Consider the following 23,896-nt stretch of genomic DNA (forward strand, 5'->3'; position numbering starts at 1 on the left):
GCTATATTCGCCCGATGCAATCTTCTTTTGATTTTCTTACGATTCAATTGGCTATCGAGCTAGTTTTGCCCAATCGGTCAGCTGACCGGAAACCAAAAAGCCCGCGTTTGCGGGCTTACTCGGCTTGGCATTGCGGTGGTTCGGCTGAAAATGCGCCAGGCGGGATTCGAACCCGCGACCGATGGTTTAGAAGACCATTGCTCTATCCAACTGAGCTACTGGCACCTGGTGGACCCATATTATTATAAGGAACCCGCCAGCACGCGTCAACGCTTGAAAGTCATGGGCCAGACGGCTACACTGGGGCTATCAATTAAAATGAAATGAGGGACCGATTTGAAACTCAACCAATTCGCGCGTCTGACCCCAGACCATGCGACTCAAGTCCAGGAGCTGGCCAAGCTCGGCTTCACCACCGATCCGACGCTCGACCTCACAACGCTGGTCCGCACCAACCTCCCCTTGCTGTTCCCAGAAGCTTACTCCCCGACCGCCAAGCAGCAGGCGCTGGCCAACGTCGCGATCGACGCCCACCGGACCTTGGTCGACCTGACCCAAGCAGAAGTGACACACATTTCACGAGTCGAGTTCTACGCGGCCGTCCTGCAGCTACTGGGCTTTGAGCCGTTCACAGATTATCCGCTAGACGACCCGCTGGCGTTCATGGCGCAGACGCAACTGCCGACGATCGCCGAGGATATCGATACGCCGGCGGCCTTCCTTGACGCGCTATACTTGCTGCTGACAACGCGGACAAAGCACCTCGTCAACTACCTCGACGCCTTGGCCACCCGTGGTTTTTTCAAGGACTTTCAAGGTGACACACCGCGCTACCTGTTCTTCAACGGCAAGGCCCAAAACGTCTTCGACGCCCGGCAGCTGCACCGCGAAGTCGTCTGGATCGAATCCGACCTCGATACCGACCATGACGGGCAGCGCGACCTCCTGGAGGCGACGATCTTCCGGCCGCTGGAGACCGATCACGGGCTGAAGATGCCGGTCTTATTCACCGCCAATCCCTATTTCCACGGCACGAACGATGTCGACTGGATCACCCATGAGCCAAGCACGCGCGTGGCCGTCAAGACGCACTCGCGCACCAAGACGGAGGTCACCGCGGCCCCCGCGACGCCACCTGTACTGCCGCACCACCCGGTCAACGGCGAAGCGCGCGAGGCGGAGGTCTACGCGGATGAAAACGGGATCTACGCGCTGAACGACTATTTTCTCGGCCGCGGCTTCGTCACGGTCTACTCGGCCGGCGTCGGCACACGCGGGTCTGATGGCGTGCGCTCGACAGGCGGTCAAAGCGAGACGGACAGTGCCGTCGCGGTGATCGAATGGCTGACCGGCGCCCGGCGCGCCTTCACCAACCGCACAGATGGCATCGAGATCAAAGCATGGTGGTGTAACGGCAAGGTCGCCATGACCGGTAAGTCCTATCTTGGCACACTGGCGATCGCCGCGGCGACCAGCGGCGTCGCCGGGCTCAAGACCGTGATCTCGGAATCCGCCATCTCGAGTTGGTACGACTACTACCGTGAGAACGGCCTGGTGGTCGCCCCGGGTGGGTTCCAAGGCGAGGACGCCGATGTGCTCGCAGTCGACACTTACTCACGCCAAAAGACCACCGGCGACTTCTTGCGGATGAAGCCGACATGGGATCAGGCGCTAGCGGCGATCACCGCCGCACAGGACCGCGAGACCGGCGACTACACCGCGTGGTGGGATGCGCGCAACTACCGCAACCACCTCGCCAACATCACCTGCGACATCGTCTCCACACACGGACTCAACGACTGGAACGTCAAACCCAAGAACGTGATCAAGCTCTGGGAAGGCTTACGCGCACTCCCGATCCACAAGAAGCTGTTCCTTCACCAGGGCCAGCACGTCTACGTGAACAACGTTTTATCCCTGGACTTCACCGACATGATGAACCTCTGGTTATCCTACGAACTGTTAGACGTTGACAACGGCGCCCCAGATCAGCTGCCGAACGTCACCGTGCAGGACAACGTTGAACCGGAGACCTGGCACACCTACTCAGACTTCGGCCGCGATGATGACGCACACCAGCAGCAGCGCGTGAACCTAGCGACCGGCACCACGCACACGCGGGCTAGCTTCGCCGACAACGCAACGGCGACCTTCAGCGCCCACCACGAGACTTCTGACACCTACGAGTTAGAGATTGTCAAGCCGGACAGCCTGTACAATGAAGACCGCCTGTGGCTCGACCTCCCGGCATTCGACCACCAGGTCACACTGGAAGGCACACCGAGCGTGCATCTGCGGCTGTGGATCGACGCCCCGACTGCGATCCTGAGCGTTCGCCTCGTCGATGTCGGGCCGGCTCAGCGCTTCGGGCCGGTGGCGAAGACGGTCGAGGCCGCCGGCTACCCGCTTGGCTTCGACTACAAGACGACGACCATCCTTGAGTTCGCTAAGGCTGCGCCGACGGCCAGCAAGCTGATCACCTTCGGTCACGTCAACGTGCAGAACCAGAAGAATGCTTACGAAAACGTGCCCGTCACGCCGGGTGAACCCTTCACCCTCGACTTCGAGCTTCAGCCGACCCACCTGACCCTACCAGCCGATCGCCACCTGGCACTGATCATTCATGGCGCAGACATGGCGCAAACGCACCGCCCGACCGCCGTCACGAATTACCACTTAGACCTCGAAGCGAGCACCCTGACCCTGCCATTGCGCCTCAAAGCCTGAGCATGACAAGAAGCGGCTGTTGCCACCGGAACTTGACCGGAGGCAACAGCCGCTTCTTGTCTGGCCGACGATCGCTTCAAGCGTCGTCAGTCTTGCTCGCCGCCTGGATCTCGCGGGCGTATGGGATCGCCGGCTGGGCGCCGAAGCGCTGGACCGTTAGAGACGACGCGCGGTTGGCGTAGGTGATCGCCGCTTCAAGGTTGCTGAAGTCCGGGGCCAGCACGCTACTCATCGCCCCGATGAACGTGTCCCCTGCGGCGGTCGTATCCACGGCCTTGACCGGGAACGCCGGGACGATTCCGTGTCGCCCAGCGACATCATAATACGCGCCGTGGGCGCCAACGGTGATGATCACTGCGGCGATCCCCAACGCGTGAAGCGCTGATGCGGCTGCTTGCATGCTCGCTTCATCGGTGACCTTGATCCCCGTCAGGATCTCCGTCTCCGTCTCGTTGGGCACGATCATGTCGCTGACGCGCAGCAGGGCCGCCGGCACTTCCTTGAGCGCCGGGGCGGGGTTCAAGATCGTCTTGACCCCTGCCGCACGGGCCAGCTCGAAGGCTTTGATCGTGCTCGGCAAGCTACTTTCGAGCTGCGCGATCACAAAGTCGCTTCCGCGGATCACCTCGGCGTGCGCAGCCACCTGGGCCGGGGTGAAGGCAGCGTTGGCCCCCGCGTGGATCATGATGCTGTTCTCCCCGTGATCATCCACGATAATGTATGCCTGACCTGTCGCCTCGCTGACGGTCACGACGCCGGTGATATCGATCGCCGCTTGCGCCAACAGCTCACGCATCGTGCGGCCGGCGTCATCCGCACCGACCGCGCCGATAAAATGCGTCTTAGCGCCGGCGCGCTTGGCCGCCACGGCCTGATTCGCCCCCTTGCCCCCGCCTGCGGAAAAAAGTGCTTGGGTGTGCATCGTCTCACCCGGCTTAGGCATCTGGGTGACCCGAATGGTCCGATCGAGATTGATGCTACCGACCACTGTGATCGTATTCATCGTCATGTCGCCTCCTGAATAAGTCCAACGTTGTCACCGCCTGGGCTGTCGGCTAAGCCGACGGCCCCGACTTTGAGCGTGACTGCTGGGGCCCTCGTCGATCGGCCCCGGTCATATCTGTTTCCAGTGTAACAAAAAAAGCGGCCGGTGACGGACGCTTTCTTTGGCTTTGGGGTTGCTGGTGACTAGTAAAGCTCCAGGTACTGATCACGTTCCCATTCAGAAACGCTCTGACGGTATGCCGCCCATTCTAGGTCCTTAGAGTCTTTGAAGCTCTGGTAGAGGTGTGGTCCCAGCGCCTTTTTGACCACAGCGTCGTCTTCCAGTGCCTTGAGGGCGTTGTGCAGCGTGCTCGGTAGGTCTTGAATATGGTTAGCCTTACGCTCGGAATCCTGCATCCGGTAGATGTTGCGATCGATCGCCTCTTCCGGCGTCAGGCGGTTTTTCACCCCGTCAAGACCGGCCTCAAGGATCGCCGCGATCGCCAGGTACGGGTTGGCCGTCGGATCGACGGAGCGCAGTTCGAGCCGCTTGGATAAGCCCTGCCCGTTCGGGACCCGCACTAGCGGGCTACGGTTGGTGCCAGACCAGGCGATGTAGACCGGGGCCTCGAAGCCTGGGACCAGGCGTTTGTAGGAGTTCACGGTCGGGTTGTTGATGGCGGTCAACCCGCGGGCATGGCGCAGCAAGCCAGCCAAGAAGTGCAGCGCATCGTCAGACAGGCCGGATTCGGACTGTGCGTCATAGAAGACGTTGGCATCGTCTGAGAACAGGCTCATGTTGATGTGCATGCCGCTCCCGTTGATCCCGTGCAGCGGCTTGGGCATGAAGGTCGCATACAACCCATGCTTGCGTGCGATCGTCTTGACCACCAGCTTGAAAGTCTGAATGTTATCGGCCGCCGTCAGGGCATCAGCGTACTTGAAGTCGATCTCGTGCTGACCCGGGGCGACTTCATGGTGTGAGGCTTCGACTTCAAAGCCCATTTTTTCAAGCTCAAGCACGATGTCACGCCGGCAGTTCTCCCCCATGTCCAGCGGCGCAAAATCAAAGTAAGACCCCTTGTCATTCAGCTGCATCGATGGCTCGCCCTTCTCGTCCAGCTTGAACAAGAAGAATTCTGGCTCTGGGCCGATGTTGAACGCAGAATACCCGGCGTCTTTCATCTCCGCCACGATCCGGATCAAGTTGTTCCGCGGATCCCCAGCAAATGGTCGGCCGTCCGGCTCGTGCACGCTGCAGATCAAGCGCGCGATCTTCCCGTGATCGTTCTCCCACGGGAACAGCAGCCAGGTGTTCAAATCCGGATAGAGCATCATGTCGCTCTCCTCGATCCGCACGAAGCCATCGATCGAGCTCCCATCGAACGTCATCTTGTTGGCGAGCACCTTGTCGAGTTGGGATACCGGCACCTCGACGTTCTTGATGATCCCGTTGATGTCAGTGAACATCAGGCGGAGAAACTGGACGTTTTCTTCCTTCACGCTGGTCCGGATCATGTCAGCCGTGATCTGTTTTTTTGCCATCTTCAATTAGACTCCTTCAATAATTGTCTTTAGCTGCGAAAACCAAAGCCCTGGCTCGGGATGTTGCGGTCGTTGGGGGTGAGACGCCCTTGATTCATCAATTCCGCCCGCAACATCCGCCGTACTTCCTCGTCGCTCGTCGGCCGGTGCCGCGGGTGCCGCAGTGCGCGAATGTCTGCGATCGAAAAGCCATCGGTCAGCTGCTCGCGGATCTCGATCAGGGCGTCGACATCCAATAGCGAATATAATCGGTGGTTGCCCGCACTGCGGGCCGGGTGAAGCAGGTCTTGCGCCTCGTAGTACCGGATCTGACGTGCGGTCAGGTCGGTCAGTGCCATTACTGTACCAATCGGTAGCACGGGGCGGGTGCGCAAATCGCTGATCTCGGTCATGACAAGGCTCCCTTCATAACGAGCTCCAGTCTACCAATGCACCCATGCACTGTCAATCGCTGATGTTAGTTAATCTAACAATACGGCGAAAAAACTTGATCAGATGAACTGAGCGCCATTTTGAGTACTTTATCGTGCATTAGACGAACATTTCGGACTAGAGTTTGCACCTGTGCCCGGTTTTTAACCACTCCGATGCCGGCTAGCCACGCCGCCGCCGTCAACGACTAGACCAATCCGCTGACCCAGGCCATGAAAAAGACCCGCCCGCAAACTCGCGGTCAGGTCAGAACGATCAGTGCGCATAAAACGTCGCTTGAGCAGCGCCGATGATACCCAGCTTGATATGGGCATAGGTCAGCCCACCTTGAATGTAGAGCGTGTATGGTTCGCGCAATGGACCATCAGCGGAGAATTCCATGGTCGCACCGGAGACAAAGTTCCCGGCGGCCATGATCACTTGGTCCTCATAGCCACTCATCGCGGACGGGACAGGCGTGACGAAGGAATCGACCGGCGAGTATGCCTGCACGGCCTTGGCGAACTGAACCATGTCTGCCGGGTTGCCGAAGTTAGCGGTCTGGATCAGGTCCGTGCGCGGGGCGTCCCACTTCGGGCGGACGTCCAGCCCGAGGCGTTCGAGTAAAGCGGCCTCGAACACAGCGCCCTTGATCGCGTGACCCGTGACGCTCGGTGCAATGAAGAAGCCTTCGTACATATCCCACAGGTTGCTGCCCGTTGCCCCTTCGGCTGCCCCGATACCCGGGACCGTCATGCGGTAGCTGACCCGCTCGACCAAGTCTTTGCGCCCGACGATGTACCCGCCGGTCTTGGCGATGCCCCCGCCAGCGTTTTTGATCAGCGAGCCGGCCATCAGATCAGCACCGACGTCCAACGGTTCGCGCGTCTCAGAGAACTCGCCATAAGCATTGTCGACGAAGATCCAGACTGTCGGCGCAACGGCGCGGACTGCCTGGATCATCGCCTCGATCTGGGCGATCGTGAACGAGTCGCGCGTCGCATACCCGCGTGAGCGCTGGATGCAGACGACCTTCGTCTGCGCGCCGATCCGGGCCTGGATCGCGGGGAGGTCCGCGCTGCCATCCGCGTTGAGTGGGACGTAATCACAGGCGATACCGTACTCCTTCGCGCTCCCGATGCCGTTGCCGGCCATCCCTAACACCTGTTGGAGCGTGTCGTAGGGTTCACCGGTGATATAGAGGATCTCGTCGCCTGGCCGCGTCAAGCCCAGCAACGCGACCCCGATCGTGTGGGTACCTGAGACGAACTGCGGACGCACGAGCGCGTCTTCGCCCCCGAGGACCTGCGCGTAGATCGCCTCTAGGACGTCTCGCCCCTGATCGTCGTCACCGTAACCGGTCGTCCCGCTTAGGTTGCTCTCCGCCACGTTGTGGGCGCGAAACGCCGTCAACACTTTGGCCTGATTGTCTAAGATCTGCTCGTCTAATTCAGCCAGGCGCGGCGCGATCTGCACATCCACCGCACGCACCGTCTTAACTAACTGTGGGTCAAGCCCATCTGTCCAACTCATTGGTCTCCTCCATTGTCTTCTCGCCACGCTGTGACCAGCGCGGTGATCATTGCCATCTGTTCCGGTCGCGCCAGCAGGTCGAACCAGTGGGTCGGCATCTGGTGGCGAAAATACGTCAGCTGGCGCTTGGCGTAACGCCGCGAGTGCTGCTGGATCGCCGCAACGGCGTCCGCCAGCGGCACCTGTCCGGCTAAGTACGGGACCAGTTCCTTGTAGCCGATCGCCTTAAGCGCCTGCGCCTCGGGTCCAGCGACCGCCAGTACCCGCCGCACCTCGTCGACGAGCCCAGCGGCGATCATCTGCTCCACCCGCGCATCGATCCGGGCATAAAGCGCGGCGCGGTCCGTCGTCAGACCCAGCACGAGGGCGTCATACGCCGGCTCGGCTGGCGGCTGGGCGGACACCAGTGTGCCGGTGGTCGCCAGCACCTCAAGTGCACGGATCACGCGGCGCGTGTTGCCAACTGGGATCTGTGCTGCGGCGACCGGGTCTTGCGCCGCTAGTCGGGCCCAGAGCACGTCCGGCGACTCGGTCGCGAGCGCCTGGCGCATTGCCGTGGGCGGGGCTTCGCCGCCGAGCGGCAGGCCCAGTCGCAGGGCGTTCAGGTAGAACCCCGTCCCCCCGACCACGATCGGCAACTTGCCCCGGTGCGTGATCGCCTCGACCGCGTCACCGGCGAGTTGCTTGAAGCGTGCGACCGAAAACGGCGCATTCGGCGCCACGATGTCGATCAAGTGATGGGGCACGCCAGCCATCTCGCTGACGGTCACCTTCGCCGTGCCGATGTCCATCCCGCGGTAGATCTGGTACGCGTCGCCGTTGATCACCTCACCGTCGAACTGCTGCGCCAGGTGGACCGCCAAGGCGCTTTTGCCCGTCGCAGTCGGTCCGCCGATCATCAAAATTTTGGATTTGGGTTCGTTCGTATGCATTTCATCACCAGCTATATAGTATACTAGAGGCAGAACTTCAATTCGACATTTCGGAGGGGATTTTCATGAAGCACAAATTTTTGACTGGCTTTTTGCTCGGCACCGTTGCGACTGCAGGTGCAGTCGCCGGTAGCGTGATCGCGTTCAAGAAGACATATATCGAACCGGTTGAGACCAAGGTCGAGGAGATCAACGACAACCGTAAGAAGGCCAACCGTAAGCGCCATGGCGCACATATGGGCTGACCTCACCGACCGGCATCTGCCGGTCTTTTTTTTGGCGCAAAAACGCCGTCGCAGCCGCGACGGCGTTCAGGTCACTTCTTCTTCGTCTTGCCCGACCAGTTGTCGTAGCCACCCTTGAGGAAATAAAGGGAGGTGAACCCGGCCTTCTTCATGCGGGTCGCTGCCCGGACAGAGAGCTGGCCCGTCAAGTCGTACATATAGACCGGCAGATCCGGCCGCAGTTCACTCATTCGGGTCTTCAAGACCGTGTACGGCAGGTTACGCGCCCCCAGCACATGGCCGGCATCGAAGTCCTTTTTCTCGCGCAGGTCGATGATCTGCGCTTTTCGCATCGTTTTTTCGAACGCTTCTGGGTCGAGCTCACCGCCCACCGACTTCAGACGTGACTTCTGAAACTGGGTGAACCCCCACGAAGCCGCCCAGAAGATCAGACCGAGACCCAAGACTACAATCAATAATTGAATCAAACCAATCGCTCCTTAACGCTGCCACCACTCCCGGTGTGCTATTGAATATTGTCTAACCGATCAGCGCGCCAAGCTTGCGGCGCCGATCACACCGGCCGTGTTGCCCAAAGTGGCCAGACGCAGATGCGTCGTGTTGCGCACGTTCGGGAAGACGAACTGGGCAAAGTACTTGTCGACCCGACTGAGCAGGAAGTCCCCCGCTGCCGACACCCCACCACCGATCAGGATGTATTCTGGGTTGAGCATGTTCCCAATGTTGCCGAGGCCGAGGCCGAGGTAGTAAGCGACCTTGTCGACGATCATCAAAGCCAGCTTGTCGCCTTCTTCGGCGCACTCGAAGACGATCTTGGAGGAGATGTCGTCGCCATCGTCAAGGATCTGCTTGAGCTTGGAATCCCCGGCAAACTCTTCGGCCATGTCTCGTGCCACCCGAACAACGCCGGTCGCACTGGCGACGGTCTCGAGGCAGCCACGCTTGCCGCAGGTACACTCATACCCGTCTGGGTCGACGGTGACGTGCCCGACTTCGCCTGCAGAGCCGGCGATCCCATGCAACAGGTGGCCGTCGGCGATGATGCCGCCACCGATCCCGGTACCCAAGGCGACCAGGGTGACGTTTTGCGACTTGTCGCCAGCGCCCTTCCACTGCTCGCCCATCGCCGCGACGTTGACGTCGTTATCGACATAAAACGGGATACCAGTGGCTTTTTCGATGTCGCGCTTCGGGTGCTGCAGGGTCTTCCAGTTCAGATTGTACGCCCCGATGACGGTCCCCTTCTCGAGGTCAACGGTCCCAGGCGTCCCCATCCCGATCCCCTGAAAGTCTGAGGCGACCATGTTGTACAGCTTCAGGTGATCTTGGATCGACGCGATGATGTCTGGGATGATGTGGCTCCCTTCGTCAAGGATGTTCGTGTCGATGCTCCAGCGTTGCTGAATCTCACCATCCGCGGTCAAGATCGCGAACTTGCAGGTCGTGCCGCCAAGGTCGACACCGATCAGCTTCTTGTCAGTCATCAATTTTTCCTCCGTCGTTTTGAATTAAGGGGTGTTTTTGCTCTTGCTCGTGCGCGTGGCGCAAAACGATCTTAGCGGTCGCATAGTCTTTATCTGAGATCAGCTGCGCTTGGTGGAGCCGATCGACTTCCACTGCCGCCAGCTCGATGTCCCACAGACGCCGGCCCACATGGATATAAGTCCCGTAGCGCTTCAGCAGCTGAAGCACATCGTAATAGGTCTTCATTGGGCCCCCTGCAACATACCAAGGTGGATCAAGGCGATCAGCGCGACGACCAAGACCACCGCAGCGATCACCTGACGTGCCCGCGGCATCGGGCCCAGCTTCGGCGCACCGAGCGCACCGGCGATCAAAACGCCGCCGACCAACCCGCCGATGTGACCGAAGATGTCGACGCCACTGCTGAACAGGTTGAAGACTAGGTTCAAAAGCGCCATGGTCATGAACTGCCGTGACAGCTGCGTGACCAGCGCGTTATGCCGGTAGGTGTCCCCGAGCAGCAAGAACGCGCCCATCAGCCCGAAGATCGCCGTCGACGCCCCGGCCGCGAGCACCTCGGGATTGAAGGTGAAACTCGCGACGTTCCCAGCGATCCCAGAGATGAGGTAGATCAGAAGGAACCGCCAGTGGCCGAAGATCTTCTCTGCGATCTCCCCGAGAAAATACAGGGAGACAGCATTGACCGCCAGGTGCATCAACCCGATGTGCAGGAAGATCGGCGTGATGAACCGCCACCACTCGCCGGCATAGATCAAGGGGTTGTATCGCGCCCCGAACTGTAACAGGACATAGTTGTCCGTACTGCCACCGGCGATCGTCTCAAGGATAAAGACCACCACGGTGACCGCGAGTAGCCCGTATGTGACAAACGGGGTATTCTCATAGCGCGTCCGCCAATATGGATTGTGCATGCGACGCTCCTCTCTTCTGGTAACGGACGCCGCCCCGCCAGGGTCGATCGCACAGACCTGACGGGGCGACGCGAGCTGCCTGCGCAGCCAGTGGGTACAATGCTCGCACCAAGGCACGAGCTAAGCAACAAACATTTCCCCTACAACTGGGTCCACCCAGTTTTCGTCTTTCAGTGTAGCATTTTTTGAATACGCTGCCTAGTCTGGTCTCGCGCCAGTTCGGCCACGGACTGGGCTGAGCCAAAGCACGGGACCGAAGCAAAGTGCGCCTTCGCCTCGATCCCGTGTGGGTCAGTTGATGTTGTACTGGGTGGCACTGTAGCCTGCGACCGGCTTGACATCGTTCATCTCATAGTAATCCTTGAACATCTGCTTAGCGATCGTCTTCGCGTACGCGCCAGAGTGGGACAAGTTCGGCACGACGACCGCGATCGCGATCTGTGGGTCCTTGGCTGGGGCGAACCCGATGAAGCTCTGGGTCATCGTCTCGATCAACGCCGAGTCGCTGTTTTCTTGGTCCGCATGGGTGAACGTCTCGGCCGTCCCGGTCTTGCCGGCGACCCCTGGATTCAGGTCGTTCATCACCGTTGCCGTGGTCCACCCGTTCGTCCCGTGCACCGCCTGCCACATCCCCAACTTCACGAGGTCGATCTGCGCTTGCGTGTTCTTGATCTTGCCGAGTACGGTCGGCGTGGTCGTCTCGACCACTGGCCCAAGTGAGCCATCGCTGAGGGTCTTGCTGATGCGCTGAACGACGTATGGCTTCATGCGGTAGCCGTTGTTCGCGATCGTCGCCACGTACTGCGCCTCCTGCAACAACGTGTAGGTATCGTAGTTCCCGTAAGCCAAGTCGAGCGCCGACCCGGTCGCGAGCTGACCGTACTGGTTAAGCTCGCTCCCTTCGACCCCGGTGACCTCGCCCGGCAAGTCGATGCCGGTCTTCATCCCGAGGCCGAACTGGTGGAAGTAACCACGCATCTTCTTGAAGATGGTCGAGTTCAGCCGAAGCTGTTTCCCCTTGACATAGGTGTGCTCACCGCCGCCTTCCTTGATCGCCAGCCACATCATGTAGATGTTGGACGACCGGGCGAGCGCATCGACGGCACTGAGGCTCGAAAACGTGCCGATCGGGTAGTCAGACTTCTTAACTGGCGTCGCCGGCAGGTAGATCGCGGTGTCGGCTTGCGTGTTATCCGTGGTCGTGATCACACCGTCTTGCAAGGCGCCCAGCACCATGGCCGGCTTGGCGATCGACCCCATGGCAAAGGAGCGATTCAGCACCCCGAGCGCGTCATCCGTGATCTTGCCAGTCTTAGTGTTGTGGTGCCGGCCTGCCAACGCCAGGATCGCCCCAGTCTTCGGGTTGATCGCGATCGCGTACGCCCCGTCGGAGTAACCGCCCAGCCCGTCCGACATCACTTGGTTGAAGACTTTCGTGACGTTGGCCTGCACCTTCGCCTGGTAGGCCGAATCGATGGTCAACGTCAGATCGTTGCCCTGCTCGCCCTGAAAGGCCGTCACCTGGTTGATGATGTCATTGTTGTTGCCGATCTCGACTTGCGTCCGACTCTTCGCCCCTTTGAGCACGTTCTCATAGGCCTTCTCAAGGTAACTGGTCCCCACCCGGTCGTTGCGGGCGTAGCCGTTGGCCAAGTACGCGTTGACCGTCTCTTCTGGCAAGCCGGCTTTTTCCGTCGACACCGTCCCGATGATCCCGTTCATCGACGTGCCCTGCGGATAGGCGCGTTCCCAGTTGGTCCCAAGGTTGATCCCTGGCATCTGCGTCAGGTGCTCCCCGACGGCAGCGACTTCGGCCTCGGTCACGCCAGCGTCTTTGACATACACCGTGGTCAGCTGACTCGCCCCGTTCAGCTTCTTGAAGATCATGATCGCCTGTTGCTCGTGGTCAGAGTAATCCGGTAAGTGCTTGGCCGCATACGCACGCGCCGCCTTGTACTGAACGGCGGTGTCGGTGCTCCGCTGGATCGCCGCTGGCAGTTTCTTGAGCACCGCCTTGCTGACCGCCTCATCCGAGAGGTAGTAGTCGGCCTTATCGCCGTCGCTCAGGTTGTCGACCGGGACGCTCAGGTACTTGGCCAGCGTATCCGCGACGGTCCGCATTTGCTTGGCCGTGACCCCCACGCCCTTGGTGTACGTGATCGCACTGTTGGCCTTGTTCGTCACCAGCTCGCGGCCCTCACTATCATAGATCTGTCCGCGCGGCACGCTGGCGGTCACAATCGCGGAATCTGTACTGTCGACATCGGCCTTGAACTTTTCACCGTTCATGATCTGCAAGTAGGCGAGCTGCGCGACCAGCGTCGCGAGCAAGACAAAGACGAAGAAGAACAGTAAGTTCAACCGAAACGGGATGTGCGACCGTTCACGCTTTGGTTTTGGCGTACGAATGTATTTCAAGATTCGGTCCCCTTTTGATGATATCCCTTCGAGTGTAGCAAAATCCGTGCGCAAACGCCACGGCTCAATATCTGTATGGTATTATTAATGCTAACCATTTGGACACGTTCGCCCAGACCTTAACCGATTTTTAGAGGCTGGTCCGGGCACCGGTCCCCGATCAAAGGAGTCTTGCCGATGCGATCCATCCGCTTCATCGAACGCCACGCGCTGTGGGCCGCTGCGCTTTTGCCAGTCTTGATCATGGCCAGCTATTACATCGCGATCAAGGTCTTCCCCTTCGGCAACAACAGCCTGCTGACCGTCGATCTCGGCCAGCAATACATCGATTTTTATAGCTACTGGCGGCAGACCGTGCTCGGCCATCCAGGGCAATTCTTCTATGCGTTCAACAAGGACCTCGGTGGCGACATGTTGGGCACGTTCGCCTACTACTTGATGAGCCCGTTCAACTTCATCTTGCTCCTCTTCCCGAAGACTGCGCTCGACCTCGCGATCACGGTGATGACGCTCGCCAAATACGCCGCGGCCGGACTTGCGATGGGCCACTACCTGCGGGCCCACCGGGCGCAAGGCGGCTGGTTGATCGGCCTGAGCACCGCCTACGCTTTATCCGGCTGGATGCTCGCCAACCAGCTCAATGTCATGTGGTTAGACGCGGCCGTCTTCCTGCCGCTCGTCGCCTTAGGGATCGATCGGTTGATCGCACGTCGCCGCTTGGCGGGTTACGCCGGGTGGCTGGCGCTGACGCTGATCGCCAACTACTATATGGGCTACATGGTCTGCCTGTTCATCATCGGCTACTTCGGCTTCCGGGTGGTTGCCGCGCAACTGCGCGGACGGGCTTTGTGGCGCGCGATCGGGCACTTCACCGGCGGGAGCCTTCTCGCCGGCGCGCTTGCGGCCTGGCTCCTGCTCCCCACGTTCTTTCAGCTGACGCAGAGCAAGGCGACTTATACGGTGACCAAGGTGCACTGGCGCTTCGAATCCGATCCGATCAAGCTGTTGGGCAAACTCTTCGCCGGCGCCTTCTCCTTCGATCAGATGCCGAGCGGCGAGGCCAATATCTTCGTCGGGAGCCTCGCCTTGATCGGGTTCGGCCTCTACTTCTTCAATCGCCACTACCGCTGGCAGGAACGGTTGGCCGCTGGTCTGTGGACGCTGTTTTTGCTGGTGTCCGTGATGTATGAGCCCCTCGACCTGCTGTGGCACGCAGGCCAGTTTCCCGTCTGGTATCCGTACCGCTTCTCTTTTGTGATCGTTTTTTGGGTGATCATGCTCGCTTGGCGTGAGCTCCGCACGCTTCCGCAAGGGTTATCGGTCCGGCAACTGGTCCCTGTGCTCCTGATCGAGATCGCCCTCGCTGGCTACGTCTTCATCCGCGCGACGGATTATCCCTATCTGTCGACCGCCCAGATCGGCTTGACCTTCGTGCTGAGCATGGGAGCGCTTGTGCTCTTATCGATCCGCAACGACACCCGCGCTTTGTCTGGCGTGCTGGCCGCACTGCTGATGATGGTCGACGCCGGAAGCAACGCCGTGATGACGCTGAACCAACTCGCGTATGTCAGTCACCACGACTATCACACTTACACCGAGACCCTGCGCACCGGTGTCGCCCAGCTGACCGCCAAGCTCGGAACGACCGACCGGATCGGCAAGACCGTCCTGCGCACCAAAAACGACGCGATGCAGATCGGCTACTTCGGCACGGATCAATTCACGTCACTGATGGAGCCCGCGATGCCGAAGTTCTTCGGGGCAATCGGGCAGGCCGCCGGGGATGGGTTCGTCGCCTACACGAACGGCACGATGCTGACCGATGGGCTCCTGGATATCAAGGGCTGGCTCTCACCACGCCTAGACAACACCAGCAATGCCTTTTTGCCTCAGGTCTCCGCGCGACCAGACCTGTTGCGCTACGAATACCTCGACCGAACCAAAGCGCTCGCCCTGTACAAGAATCCCTACACCGTCGGCTTAGGGTTTGCCGCAAGCACGCAGATCCTAGAGACGACACTGAATGAAGACATGCCGACTGCCAACCTCGAACGGCTGATGGCGGGACTGGCTGGCACGCCAGTCACCAGCTTTTTCTCCATTGTCGGCCTCTCGGGCCCCGAGTTAGTCGGCGTCAAGGCGACGAGCAGCGAAGGCGTGTACACCAAGTCGCTCGGCAAAACGCACACCGTCACCTACACCTTTACCGCAGACACGACTGACCCTTACTACCTCCAGATCGGCGCCAACTTCACAGACGGGCTGGTCAGCCTGACGCAAGACGGGCATGTCGTGCCGATCTACGACACCTTCCGCGATAATCTCTTGTTGAACGTGACACCGAGCGAACCGGGCAAGCCGGTCCGGCTGACGTTCACCTTGAACAAGGACTCCGCGGATTTCTCTGCGCTTCAACTCTTCGAGCTCGACCAGGCCAAGGCAGTGTCGAGCCTCTATGACCTGCGGCATAAGAGCTGGCAACTCACCCACCGCGGTGACCGCAGTCTTAGCGCGACAATCCGGATGACCTCAAGCTACGATGTCGTCATGACCACGATCCCGGCTGCGCCGGGCTGGCATGTCCGCGTTGATGGTCGACCGGTCACCACCCAAGTCGCGGCGGAGACGTTCCTGGCGATCCTGGTCAAGGTCGGGCGCCACAAGATCACCATGACTTACACCCCGCCGTACTTCTGGCTTGGCGTCGCCATCAGCGGCCTTGCGCTAAGCACCAGCCTCGGCCTGTGGTTCCGCCAACCCGCCGGCCGCCACGGGGGCCGACTGCGTTTCAGACAGCGCTGAGTCGACAGACACGCCCACCTAACCGCGAGAGCATCGCGGTTAGGTGGGCGTGTTTTGAGTTAATCGTGACCCCGGTCTGGCGGCCCCGCGACCATTAGCCGGTGGCGTAACAGCGCGAGCACCTGGGGGTTGGCCAGCAGGTCACTATGGCTTGCGTCTTGCCCCGATACCGTCGTCTGGGTGAACTGCGCCACGTGACCCTGAAAGACATACCGGCCCGCTTCCACACTCCCCAGCGGGACCGTGCCGTCGCCGGTCAGCGTCTGCGTGCCCGCCACTGAATCGACGCGCAGCGTTGCTGGCAGGCGGGTCTGCTGCGCACGCATGACAGTCAACAGTGGGGTCGGCTTGGTGACGCTGCTGTGGTCACCGTTATACGGGCTGCCCAGCGTGATCAGGCGGGTGACCGTCACCGCCGCTGGAGCGGCCTGTTCAAGGTACAGCGTCCAGACTAACCCGCCGTTGCTGTGGCCGACCGCGTTGACCTGGGTCACGCGCTGGCGGCGCACCAGCCACTGCATCGCCCGTTGTAACCACCCCGCCTGCTTGCGGATCGTCGCCTCACCATCGCGGTTATCAACAAAGGCAACCACGATCACCGCCCATCGCCCGGCGATCAGCTGCCCAGTCGCCCGGATCTGACCGCCAGGCGTCACGCGCAGCTTCAAGACACTCACTGCTGTATCGTGTGACAGCGCCTGGATCAGCGCATCGAAGCGATCCTGATCCGCACCGCTGCCGGGGATCATCACGGTCGGCACCGGCACCACGTGGCCGGGGTGTGGCACCCAACGGCCCGTGACCCAGTGTCCCACTGGCAACCAAACCCCTAACAGCAGTCCCCCGGCGACGACGCATTTGATCAAGCGTCGCCACCCGGCTTGCTTGCCCCACCGTCGCATCATCGCGTCGCCTCCCAGATTTTTGGCCCCATTATCGCAGGCCATCGGCGTCGAGGCAACTAATTGAACCGGCTCAGGTGCGTTCGAGAAAAACGAGCCGATCGTCACTCGAACGCGCCGGGTCAAACCGGTACTCCGGGTGATCGAACGCTTGGACCCCCGCCAGCGTGGTCACCTGACGCTCGGCCAAGTAGCGCACCATCGCCCCCCGGGCGATCTTCGCACGCGTGGCGCGCACCTGCACGCGCGCGCCCTGCAACCGGCCGAAGACGCACTCGATAAAGCGCTCACCCGGGCGCAGATATGGGGTCAGCGCTTTGGCGTACTCCTGAGAGGCGAGGTTCAAGACCGGTGCAGACCAGTCCAACGCATCGTGCAACCGCGCGCCCCAAAACGCGTAAAGCGAGGGATGATCTGGCAGGCGCGACTGCATTTCGAGCCGATACGGAACGATCCCGTCCAGCGGGCGCAACACCCCGTACAGCCCCGACAAGATCCGCAGGTTAGCCTGCGCGTAAGCCATCGCAGGGGCCGTGAAGAGATCAGGCGCCATGTAATGATACTGGATCCCGACGTAGCCGATCACGGCAGGCGTCCGCGGGCCGTCGAAGTGGGTCGCGTGCAACCGCGCGTAGTTCGTTGCTGCGAGTCGATCGCTACACCGCCAAACCGCTTGTGCCTCCGCCAGCGTCAGTTGCTGAAGCGACCGGAACAGCGTCGCTGCTTCCGCGTTCAGCGCCGGCGTGCTCGCCACCGGCCAACTATCCGTATCCACCCGCATCGCTTTGGCGGGGGCAATGATCATCTGCATGACGCACCTCCCACAAGTGTTCTTAGCATAGCACGCGCGTCGGCGGAAAAAAAGTTGGGTCGCCCGGCGCCGCCCGGGATCGACTCGAGGCACGACGCACGGCCGCATGCGCGCAACACGACGCACGGCCTTTTTTTCATGCGGTGAGGGCCAACCGGCCCCTCCTGCGTAATCAATACTGATGCGACTTTACAAAGGAGTGAGCGCAATGTGCCAATTCTGGTTTCTGCTCGTCTGGTGGTTACTGGGGTCCGGCCCTCAGCCCGTTCAAGCGGCTGAGATCCCCGGTTTCTACGATCCTGGCGCACCGCCTGATCTATACCCATTGGTCGATGGGCTCCACAACTTCGACTACACCCGCAACACCCCGACCCTCCCGGCGGTGACGCTGTGGAGCGGCCAGGGGTATCACACCTTCACCGCCGGCGAGCAGACCTTGGGCTACGCCCGCAAAACGCTGCAGCAACAGGGGGCGAACGTCTTAGTCACCCTCGATCTGCTCGGGGCCGCGGCCCCACCGCCAGCTGTGGATCTCCTCCTCGTGGTCGACCCAGACGTTGCGCTCAGCCAGCTCGGCGCGACGTTTGAGGTGTTGCGTGACCTGACCACGCTCGATCTGCGGGTGGGCGTGCTTCGCGCCGGCGACACAGGCGTGACCTTGCCGCTAACGTCTGCCCCCACCCTGTCAATGACCCTGCTGACAGCTGCTGCGGAGACGCCCCCTGCTCCCGCGCTCCCCGAGTGGCAAGACGCGGCCCTCGCTACCGCCCGAGCGCTTCTGAGCGCCCCCGACGCACGCCCGAATACACAACGGCTGATCTTCTCGCTCGGGACGACGGTCGGGCCACCGATCGCGTCAGGGGTGGCCGCAGGGTTAGCGACCGCCCAGATCACTTGGCGACCGCTCGGCCGGCTTGACCCGCTGACCCCGCCGCTCAGTGGCACCCCCGAGGCGGCGCTGGCCACGCGCGTGCTCGAAGCGCTGCAACAAGCCACCGTACAGCCACCAACGCCGATCGTGCTGCAAGAGATCCTCTCCGAGCGCGTGCTACGCCCCGGCAAAGTCACCGACGTTCAGCTCACCGCTTTGCAGCTGACGCCTGCGAGCCACACGGTGACGCCGACCACCACCAGTCGCGCCGATGCGCGCGTGACCTACACACCGACCGGTTTCGAGTTGCGTCTCCCGGCGCTCACAGCAATGGAAGGCCTCCGGATCCAATACCCGGTGTTCCTGAGCACGTACGCCGCCGATGGCACACCGGCACCGGTGACGACGCGCAGCACGCTAGCCATCGGTGCGTCCCAGTGGTCGCTGCCGCAGCCCGCGATCGCAACGACCCAAGCGATGGGCACAATCGCCTGGCACATCAAGTGGCCTGATTTTAACCCTTGGGAGGCGGATCGCGCCGTGACGTTGACCCTAGCGCACCAGACTGCGACCGGCTGGCAACCAGACCAGACATTGACGACCGCCGGGCTCAACCACACGTTCACCGCGCCCCTGTATGCAGACAACGCCTCGCTCACTTACCGGATCCTGATCACTTACGCCGAGCCGACCGAGGTCCAATCGCTGACGACGGCACCCGACCGCTTCTCACTGACGTCCAGCACGCGCGAAGTCACCACGACGGCGGTGCCCTTACGTCTGCCGTACGTCCTCGCCGTTCACTACCCTGATCACAGCCCGTTGACGAAGCAACTGGTCACGATCACCCGGACCAACACCGGTGAACCGCCGATCACAAGGGCCACGACGCTCCAGGCCAACGGCCAGATCCTGGCAACGCCGCTCCCTTACGGCCGCTACCAGGTCGCGGTGGTCGCACCGAGCGGCTTCAGCGCGGCCCCCCTGGCCTTCACGGTCACTGCCCGCAACGGCGTGCTGGCCTTAACAAGCGACTTAGCTGAGCCGACCCAGCTGATGCTCCAGCTCGACCCGTTTTGGCTCAGGCTCAACTTGACCCGTAGCGACGGCGCGGTCTGGCGACTGACAGACGCCCACGCGGCCAGCACGGACCAGTCCGCGCCTAACGCCTCATTCACCGGCCTGACTGCCGGCGACTACGTCCTGCAAGAAGTCACCGCACCGGCTGATCAGCCGGGCCTGCAGGGGCAATTTCACTTCACGCTGACGCCCAACGGCGCACTGCGCGATCTTCGGTACAGCGGCACAGACCTGACCGAGGCGGCTTACCGGATGACGGCTACGCTGGGCACGGCCAATGCACTCACATTCACTCTGAACGCGCGCCCCGTCGCCCCTCTGCGCTGGCCGCAGACCGGTGGCTCGGCCGCGATCAGTTTCTGGGCTGGCCTGCTGACCCTACTACTGGCCACTTGCCTGCTGATCACTCGTTCGTTCACTAAAGGAGGTTCATTATGATCCGACGACTCGCTTTTGCCCTGACGCTTCTGTTTCTCACCTTAGGGGCCCTGCCGCGGCTAGTCACCCACGCAGCCGCGCCGACCACGATCACCGTTGACCTAGTGCCCAAGCTGACCAGTACGCAGGGTCCGATCGTGAACTCCGGTGAGGCACTGCCCGCCTTGGACGCCTTACCAAGCGCCGACGCGACTTTTCAGGCCTATGACATCACCGCGCTTTTCAACCAGACCCGTCAATCCACCAGCAACGTGGCCGCTTTGCTAACGATCAGCCACCACTGGGATGACTTGCGCACGTCGGGTCAACCGGTCGGGGCCCCAGTCTCGACCGGCGATGACGGCATCGTCCGCTTTGCGACACTGCCGACGCAGTCAGACGGCCTGTACCGCGTCTATCTATTCGAGCAGACGGTCGTCGCCGCGGGTCAACAAAAAGCCGTCCCGACGATCCTCGGATTGCCCCTCGAAGCCACGCCGCTACAATCGCAGTATCGGTTATACCCCAAGGTGGGCACGATGACCGCCGAATTGCAAGTGGCGGGCCTAGAGCCGCTGACAGCCGGGCAGCTCACCAGTGTGCCCGCCGGGCTCAAGATCGAGGCGATCGCCCGCTTGACGCTACCTGGTGACCTCGACGCGCAGGGGGATGGTCAATGGCACTACCGCCAGCTCGCGTTCGATCTACGCGCTGACGCAGGCCTGCGAATCATCCCCGACAGCATGCGCCTGAGCGTTGACGGTCAGGCACTGACCGTCCCGCTGACGGCACAGACCCTTGACGCGCAGACCCATCGGCTAACGATCGATCCAAGCATGACGGCGGCCTGGCGCCAATTGACCGAACAGGCCGGTCAGCCACTGACCCTTCATTACACGGTGATAGTGGTCCCTGACGCCCTTGCCTACCAGGACCTGACCACCACGTTCATGGCGCACTTCCAGCTGGGGACAGACACGACGACGCTGACTGCGACCAGCGGGGCAGTCGAGTCCGGTGGCGCGGTCGTCACGACCATTGACGCCTTTGACCAACGCCCGCTGGCCGACGCCCAGTACCTGCTCAGCCGCGCAGCCGACGATGGCACCGTCTACGCCCAACGCACCGCGACTGGGTTCCAGTGGGTGACCGAACCCGTTACGGCCACGACCTTCACGTCTGATCAGGCTGGTCAACTCACGCTGGCCGGCTTGGCCGCCGGGACCTACCAGCTCCAACAGACGCATGCGCCAGGCGGCTACGTGCGTCGCCAAGCCCCCACGCCCGTGACGATCGCGGTCGCGACACCTGGTCCTGCTGCGTTGACGCGCCTGACCATCCGCCAGGCGCCGGCCACTGGGGTCCCGCCGGCCACCGGGTCACTGGCGGCAGGGGCGCTAGTCATTTTGGGCCTCGCCTTCACCAGCGCTGGGCTGGCGCGTGCTGGCCAGCGCCGCAAGCATGCGGCGGCTTGACCGCCTGACCTGGCTTTTGTTGGGGTTAGGGGTGCTCCTGCTGCTGTACGCACCGGTCGCCAGTGCGGTCAATGACCTGGTCACCCAGTACCGCTTGGCCCAAGACCGCACGCGAGCCAGTCAAAATGTTGCCCGCACCCGCGCCACCCAGCAGACGCGCAATGCGCAGCTGGCCGCCAACGGCCTAGTCCCTAACGCACCTGACTTCACCCAACGGTTCGCAGGTGCCGGCGACCTCACGGCTCATCTGATCGGCCACCTCGCCATCCCCCGACTCGGCCTTGCGATCCCGCTTTTCGACGCGACCACCCCTGCGCTTTTGGCCCAAGGGGCCGGCGTGGTGCCTGGGACCAGCTTTCCCCTCGGTGGGCCGAGCACGCACAGTGTGATCGCGGCGCACAACGGCCTGCCGGGCCAGCCACTGTTCACCCATCTCGATCGCCTGCAGGTGGCCGATCGCTTCAGCGTGACAGTCGGCCCCCAGACGATGACCTACCGCGTGATCGCGCTGCAGGTGGTGCGCCCAGAGCAGGTCGATGCGGTGCGTTTGCGCCATGGACAGGACCTTGTCACGCTGTTGACCTGTACCCCGTTGATGCAAAACACCCACCGGCTACTGGTCACTGGCCGCCGCACCGCGACCACGCCAGCCACACAAGCGGCGACTCAGCACGCACTGGCGAGGCGGCGGCAAACCGACTGGTGCTTGTTGCTTGGCCTGGTGATCACGGGTTGCACGCTGGGGGGCTTGGCGCTTCGAGCGCGCGCAGGCCACACACGGCGGCCATGAGTTCGGTCACGGCTGCAACGCCCGGATCCGCTCAAATACCCGTGCTTCCGTCTGACGCGCCTCAAAGCTGGCCGTATGGATCGTGCTGTTCGGCCGACTCCGTTTGTCATACAGGCTAGCCGGCCAGTAGGCATAGGGACCGACACTATTAGCAACAAAGTTGGCGGTGAACCAGTAATCCTCCGCCAACGGCAAGCTTTCGTCGAAGCGCAGGGCCCCGATCGCGCTACGAGCAAACGCCTTGTTCCAGACGTACCCACCGATCTGGGTGCCGTGATGCGCAACTTGACCGAACATGGTCGCCTGATCGACCGTCTGCCATGCCAGTGCGCGCACCGGCGTGGTCCGAAACCACCGATACCCGACACTGACCGCGGTGACGCCTAACGCGAACCCGTGCACGAGCGTCTCAACGAACGTCGGCGCTAACCGGTCGTCACCGTCAACAAAGGCGATCGCGTCGCCAGTCGCATGCGCCAGCCCGTAGTTACGGGCGGCGGAGACCCCTTGGTGCTGCCGTAAGGCGTAAAAGTGTGCCTCTGGGCGCTGTGCAGCAAACGCAGCCGCCTGTGCTGCGGTCCCGTCGGTCGACCCATCATCGACCAACCAGAGCTCAAAAGGCGCTGTCTGTTGCGTCAACGTGGCCAGCATCGGGCGCAGGTACGCCCCCAGCTGGTACGTTGGAACCACTAAGGTGAGTTTCATCACTTTTCCTCCGTTTTTCAGAAACCACTGGTCAGAATCGCCTCAAGTGTGTAAACTAATCATGATGATAATCAAACGTGACCAATTGGTGACGTTGCAGGAGGCAATCATGACCGAAGAACGAACACTGATATTAGTTAAACCCGATGGGGTCGCCGCGGGACACATCGGCGATGTGATCGCACGGCTCGAACGCCGACGGTTCACCATCGATGCGCTGAAACTGGTGCAGGCGACGCCCGATCAACTCGCACAGCATTACCACCAACTCGTCAATGAAGCCTTCTATCCTGGGATCGCCCGTTACATGCAGTCCGGGCCGATGGTGGCGATCGTGGCCTCGGGCGTGACGATCATCGACAGTGTACGCCTGATGACCGGGCCGACCGATCCGGCCGCCGCCGCTCCGGGAACGATCCGTGGCGACTGGGGCCGCGCATGGGGCCCAGGCCCGATCCAAAACGTCGTTCACAGCTCCGACAGCGTTGCCAGCGCTGAGCGAGAGATCGCCATCTGGTTCCCTGAATTGCGTTGATCTCAGGCGCTTAGGGCAGCCCTCACCGAAAGGGCGACCCATCAGCCACCCCGAACCTTGCACCATCAAGGGCTGCTAGGTCACCGAACGTTCGCGCACCCGTCGGGCAGGAAAGCGGCTTTATTGAGATTTTTTTATGAACACAAGCGATTTCACTAGACGCGTAACCGCATTCATGTTAAACTATCCCTTGTCTTGTGTTATCCGTGCTAACGATCTCGCTTTGACAGACAATTTTTAGGGTGCACCGCTCGATTCAGGGTCGAGCGGTGCACCTTTTTTGGTGGTCGGCCTCATTATACGCGTGCCGGTGCCAA

At 61.4% G+C, this 23,896-nt stretch carries 20 protein-coding genes and 1 tRNA gene; 7 read left to right on the forward strand and 14 right to left on the reverse strand.

What is annotated here, in order from left to right; genetic code table 11:
• Positions 1–151: 151 nt before the first annotated feature.
• Positions 152–225, reverse strand: a tRNA-Arg gene (locus tag HII33_RS09810).
• Between the two features lie 111 nt (positions 226–336).
• Between HII33_RS09810 and HII33_RS09815 the strand changes: the two genes are divergently transcribed.
• Positions 337–2,727, forward strand: coding sequence for a Xaa-Pro dipeptidyl-peptidase (locus tag HII33_RS09815; RefSeq protein WP_179395613.1), 2,391 nt, complete (start codon positions 337–339; stop codon positions 2,725–2,727).
• A 76-nt stretch (positions 2,728–2,803) separates the two neighbouring features.
• On the opposite strand, the gene rbsK is transcribed toward HII33_RS09815, so the two are convergent.
• The 5 genes from rbsK to miaA all read right to left on the reverse strand — a co-directional run bounded on the left by rbsK (position 2,804) and on the right by miaA (position 8,132).
• A complete protein-coding gene (rbsK, locus tag HII33_RS09820) occupies positions 2,804–3,730 on the reverse strand; it encodes a ribokinase (RefSeq protein WP_179395614.1) in 927 nt (308 codons plus the stop codon).
• 185 nt (positions 3,731–3,915) lie between these two features.
• Entirely contained in the window at positions 3,916–5,256 is a 1,341-nt protein-coding gene (gene glnA, locus HII33_RS09825; RefSeq protein WP_179395615.1) for a type I glutamate--ammonia ligase, read from the reverse strand.
• A gap of 29 nt (positions 5,257–5,285) precedes the next feature.
• On the reverse strand, positions 5,286–5,648 hold the full coding sequence (locus HII33_RS09830; RefSeq protein WP_179395616.1) for a MerR family transcriptional regulator: 363 nt from the start codon (positions 5,646–5,648) through the stop codon (positions 5,286–5,288).
• 295 nt (positions 5,649–5,943) lie between these two features.
• Positions 5,944–7,200, reverse strand: a complete 1,257-nt coding sequence (locus tag HII33_RS09835) for a methionine gamma-lyase family protein (protein WP_179395617.1) — start codon at positions 7,198–7,200, stop codon at positions 5,944–5,946.
• Entirely contained in the window at positions 7,197–8,132 is a 936-nt protein-coding gene (gene miaA, locus HII33_RS09840; protein ID WP_179395618.1) for a tRNA (adenosine(37)-N6)-dimethylallyltransferase MiaA, read from the reverse strand. Before miaA ends, HII33_RS09835 begins: the two co-directional genes overlap by 4 nt.
• Before the next feature lie 65 nt (positions 8,133–8,197).
• Between miaA and HII33_RS09845 the strand changes: the two genes are divergently transcribed.
• Positions 8,198–8,377, forward strand: a complete 180-nt coding sequence (locus tag HII33_RS09845; RefSeq protein WP_179395619.1) for a DUF3042 family protein — start codon at positions 8,198–8,200, stop codon at positions 8,375–8,377.
• Positions 8,378–8,448: 71 nt separating this feature from the next.
• On the opposite strand, the gene HII33_RS09850 is transcribed toward HII33_RS09845, so the two are convergent.
• The 5 genes from HII33_RS09850 to HII33_RS09870 form a co-directional block, all read right to left on the reverse strand.
• Positions 8,449–8,844 (reverse strand): rhodanese-like domain-containing protein, encoded by a 396-nt coding sequence (locus HII33_RS09850; RefSeq protein ID WP_179395620.1) that lies wholly within the window; start codon positions 8,842–8,844, stop codon positions 8,449–8,451.
• Between the two features lie 60 nt (positions 8,845–8,904).
• Complete coding sequence (locus tag HII33_RS09855) at positions 8,905–9,861, reverse strand: ROK family glucokinase (protein ID WP_179395621.1); 957 nt, start codon at positions 9,859–9,861, stop codon at positions 8,905–8,907.
• Positions 9,854–10,087: a YqgQ family protein gene (locus tag HII33_RS09860; RefSeq protein WP_179395622.1), complete on the reverse strand. Its 234-nt coding sequence runs from the start codon at positions 10,085–10,087 to the stop codon at positions 9,854–9,856. Before HII33_RS09860 ends, HII33_RS09855 begins: the two co-directional genes overlap by 8 nt.
• The gene (locus tag HII33_RS09865) at positions 10,084–10,773 is read right to left on the reverse strand and encodes a rhomboid family intramembrane serine protease (RefSeq protein WP_179395623.1); all 690 of its coding nucleotides are present in this window, start codon (positions 10,771–10,773) and stop codon (positions 10,084–10,086) included. The genes HII33_RS09860 and HII33_RS09865 overlap by 4 nt, the downstream gene beginning before the upstream one ends.
• 291 nt (positions 10,774–11,064) lie before the next feature.
• Positions 11,065–13,191 carry a peptidoglycan D,D-transpeptidase FtsI family protein gene (locus tag HII33_RS09870; RefSeq protein WP_179395624.1) on the reverse strand — a complete coding sequence of 709 codons (2,127 nt, stop codon included), beginning with the start codon at positions 13,189–13,191 and terminating at the stop codon, positions 11,065–11,067.
• Positions 13,192–13,368: 177 nt separating this feature from the next.
• Here HII33_RS09870 and HII33_RS09875 point away from each other — a divergent pair, with 177 nt between their 5' ends.
• Entirely contained in the window at positions 13,369–15,993 is a 2,625-nt protein-coding gene (locus HII33_RS09875; protein WP_179395625.1) for a YfhO family protein, read from the forward strand.
• A gap of 59 nt (positions 15,994–16,052) precedes the next feature.
• Here the strand turns inward: HII33_RS09875 and HII33_RS09880 are convergent, their stop codons facing one another.
• Entirely contained in the window at positions 16,053–16,898 is an 846-nt protein-coding gene (locus HII33_RS09880; RefSeq protein ID WP_179395626.1) for an alpha/beta hydrolase, read from the reverse strand.
• A 70-nt stretch (positions 16,899–16,968) separates the two neighbouring features.
• Positions 16,969–17,706, reverse strand: a complete 738-nt coding sequence (yaaA, locus tag HII33_RS09885) for a peroxide stress protein YaaA (RefSeq protein ID WP_179395627.1) — start codon at positions 17,704–17,706, stop codon at positions 16,969–16,971.
• Between the two features lie 208 nt (positions 17,707–17,914).
• On the opposite strand from yaaA, the gene HII33_RS09890 reads away from it, so the two are divergent.
• The 3 genes from HII33_RS09890 to HII33_RS09900 are packed head-to-tail and all read left to right on the forward strand — an operon-like array spanning position 17,915 to position 22,339.
• Positions 17,915–20,095, forward strand: a complete 2,181-nt coding sequence (locus tag HII33_RS09890) for an MSCRAMM family protein (RefSeq protein ID WP_179395628.1) — start codon at positions 17,915–17,917, stop codon at positions 20,093–20,095.
• Positions 20,092–21,549 (forward strand): pilin N-terminal domain-containing protein, encoded by a 1,458-nt coding sequence (locus HII33_RS09895; protein ID WP_179395629.1) that lies wholly within the window; start codon positions 20,092–20,094, stop codon positions 21,547–21,549. The genes HII33_RS09890 and HII33_RS09895 overlap by 4 nt, the downstream gene beginning before the upstream one ends.
• Positions 21,536–22,339, forward strand: coding sequence for a class C sortase (locus tag HII33_RS09900; RefSeq protein WP_179395630.1), 804 nt, complete (start codon positions 21,536–21,538; stop codon positions 22,337–22,339). Before HII33_RS09895 ends, HII33_RS09900 begins: the two co-directional genes overlap by 14 nt.
• A gap of 6 nt (positions 22,340–22,345) precedes the next feature.
• Here HII33_RS09900 and HII33_RS09905 read toward each other — a convergent pair whose 3' ends face one another.
• A complete protein-coding gene (locus HII33_RS09905) occupies positions 22,346–23,044 on the reverse strand; it encodes a glycosyltransferase family 2 protein (protein WP_179395631.1) in 699 nt (232 codons plus the stop codon).
• A gap of 109 nt (positions 23,045–23,153) precedes the next feature.
• Between HII33_RS09905 and HII33_RS09910 the strand changes: the two genes are divergently transcribed.
• A complete protein-coding gene (locus tag HII33_RS09910; RefSeq protein ID WP_179395632.1) occupies positions 23,154–23,579 on the forward strand; it encodes a nucleoside-diphosphate kinase in 426 nt (141 codons plus the stop codon).
• Positions 23,580–23,896 lie beyond the last annotated feature (317 nt).

The sequence above is a fragment of the Lacticaseibacillus absianus genome (assembly GCF_013407595.1).
Taxonomy (GTDB): domain Bacteria; phylum Bacillota; class Bacilli; order Lactobacillales; family Lactobacillaceae; genus Lacticaseibacillus; species Lacticaseibacillus absianus.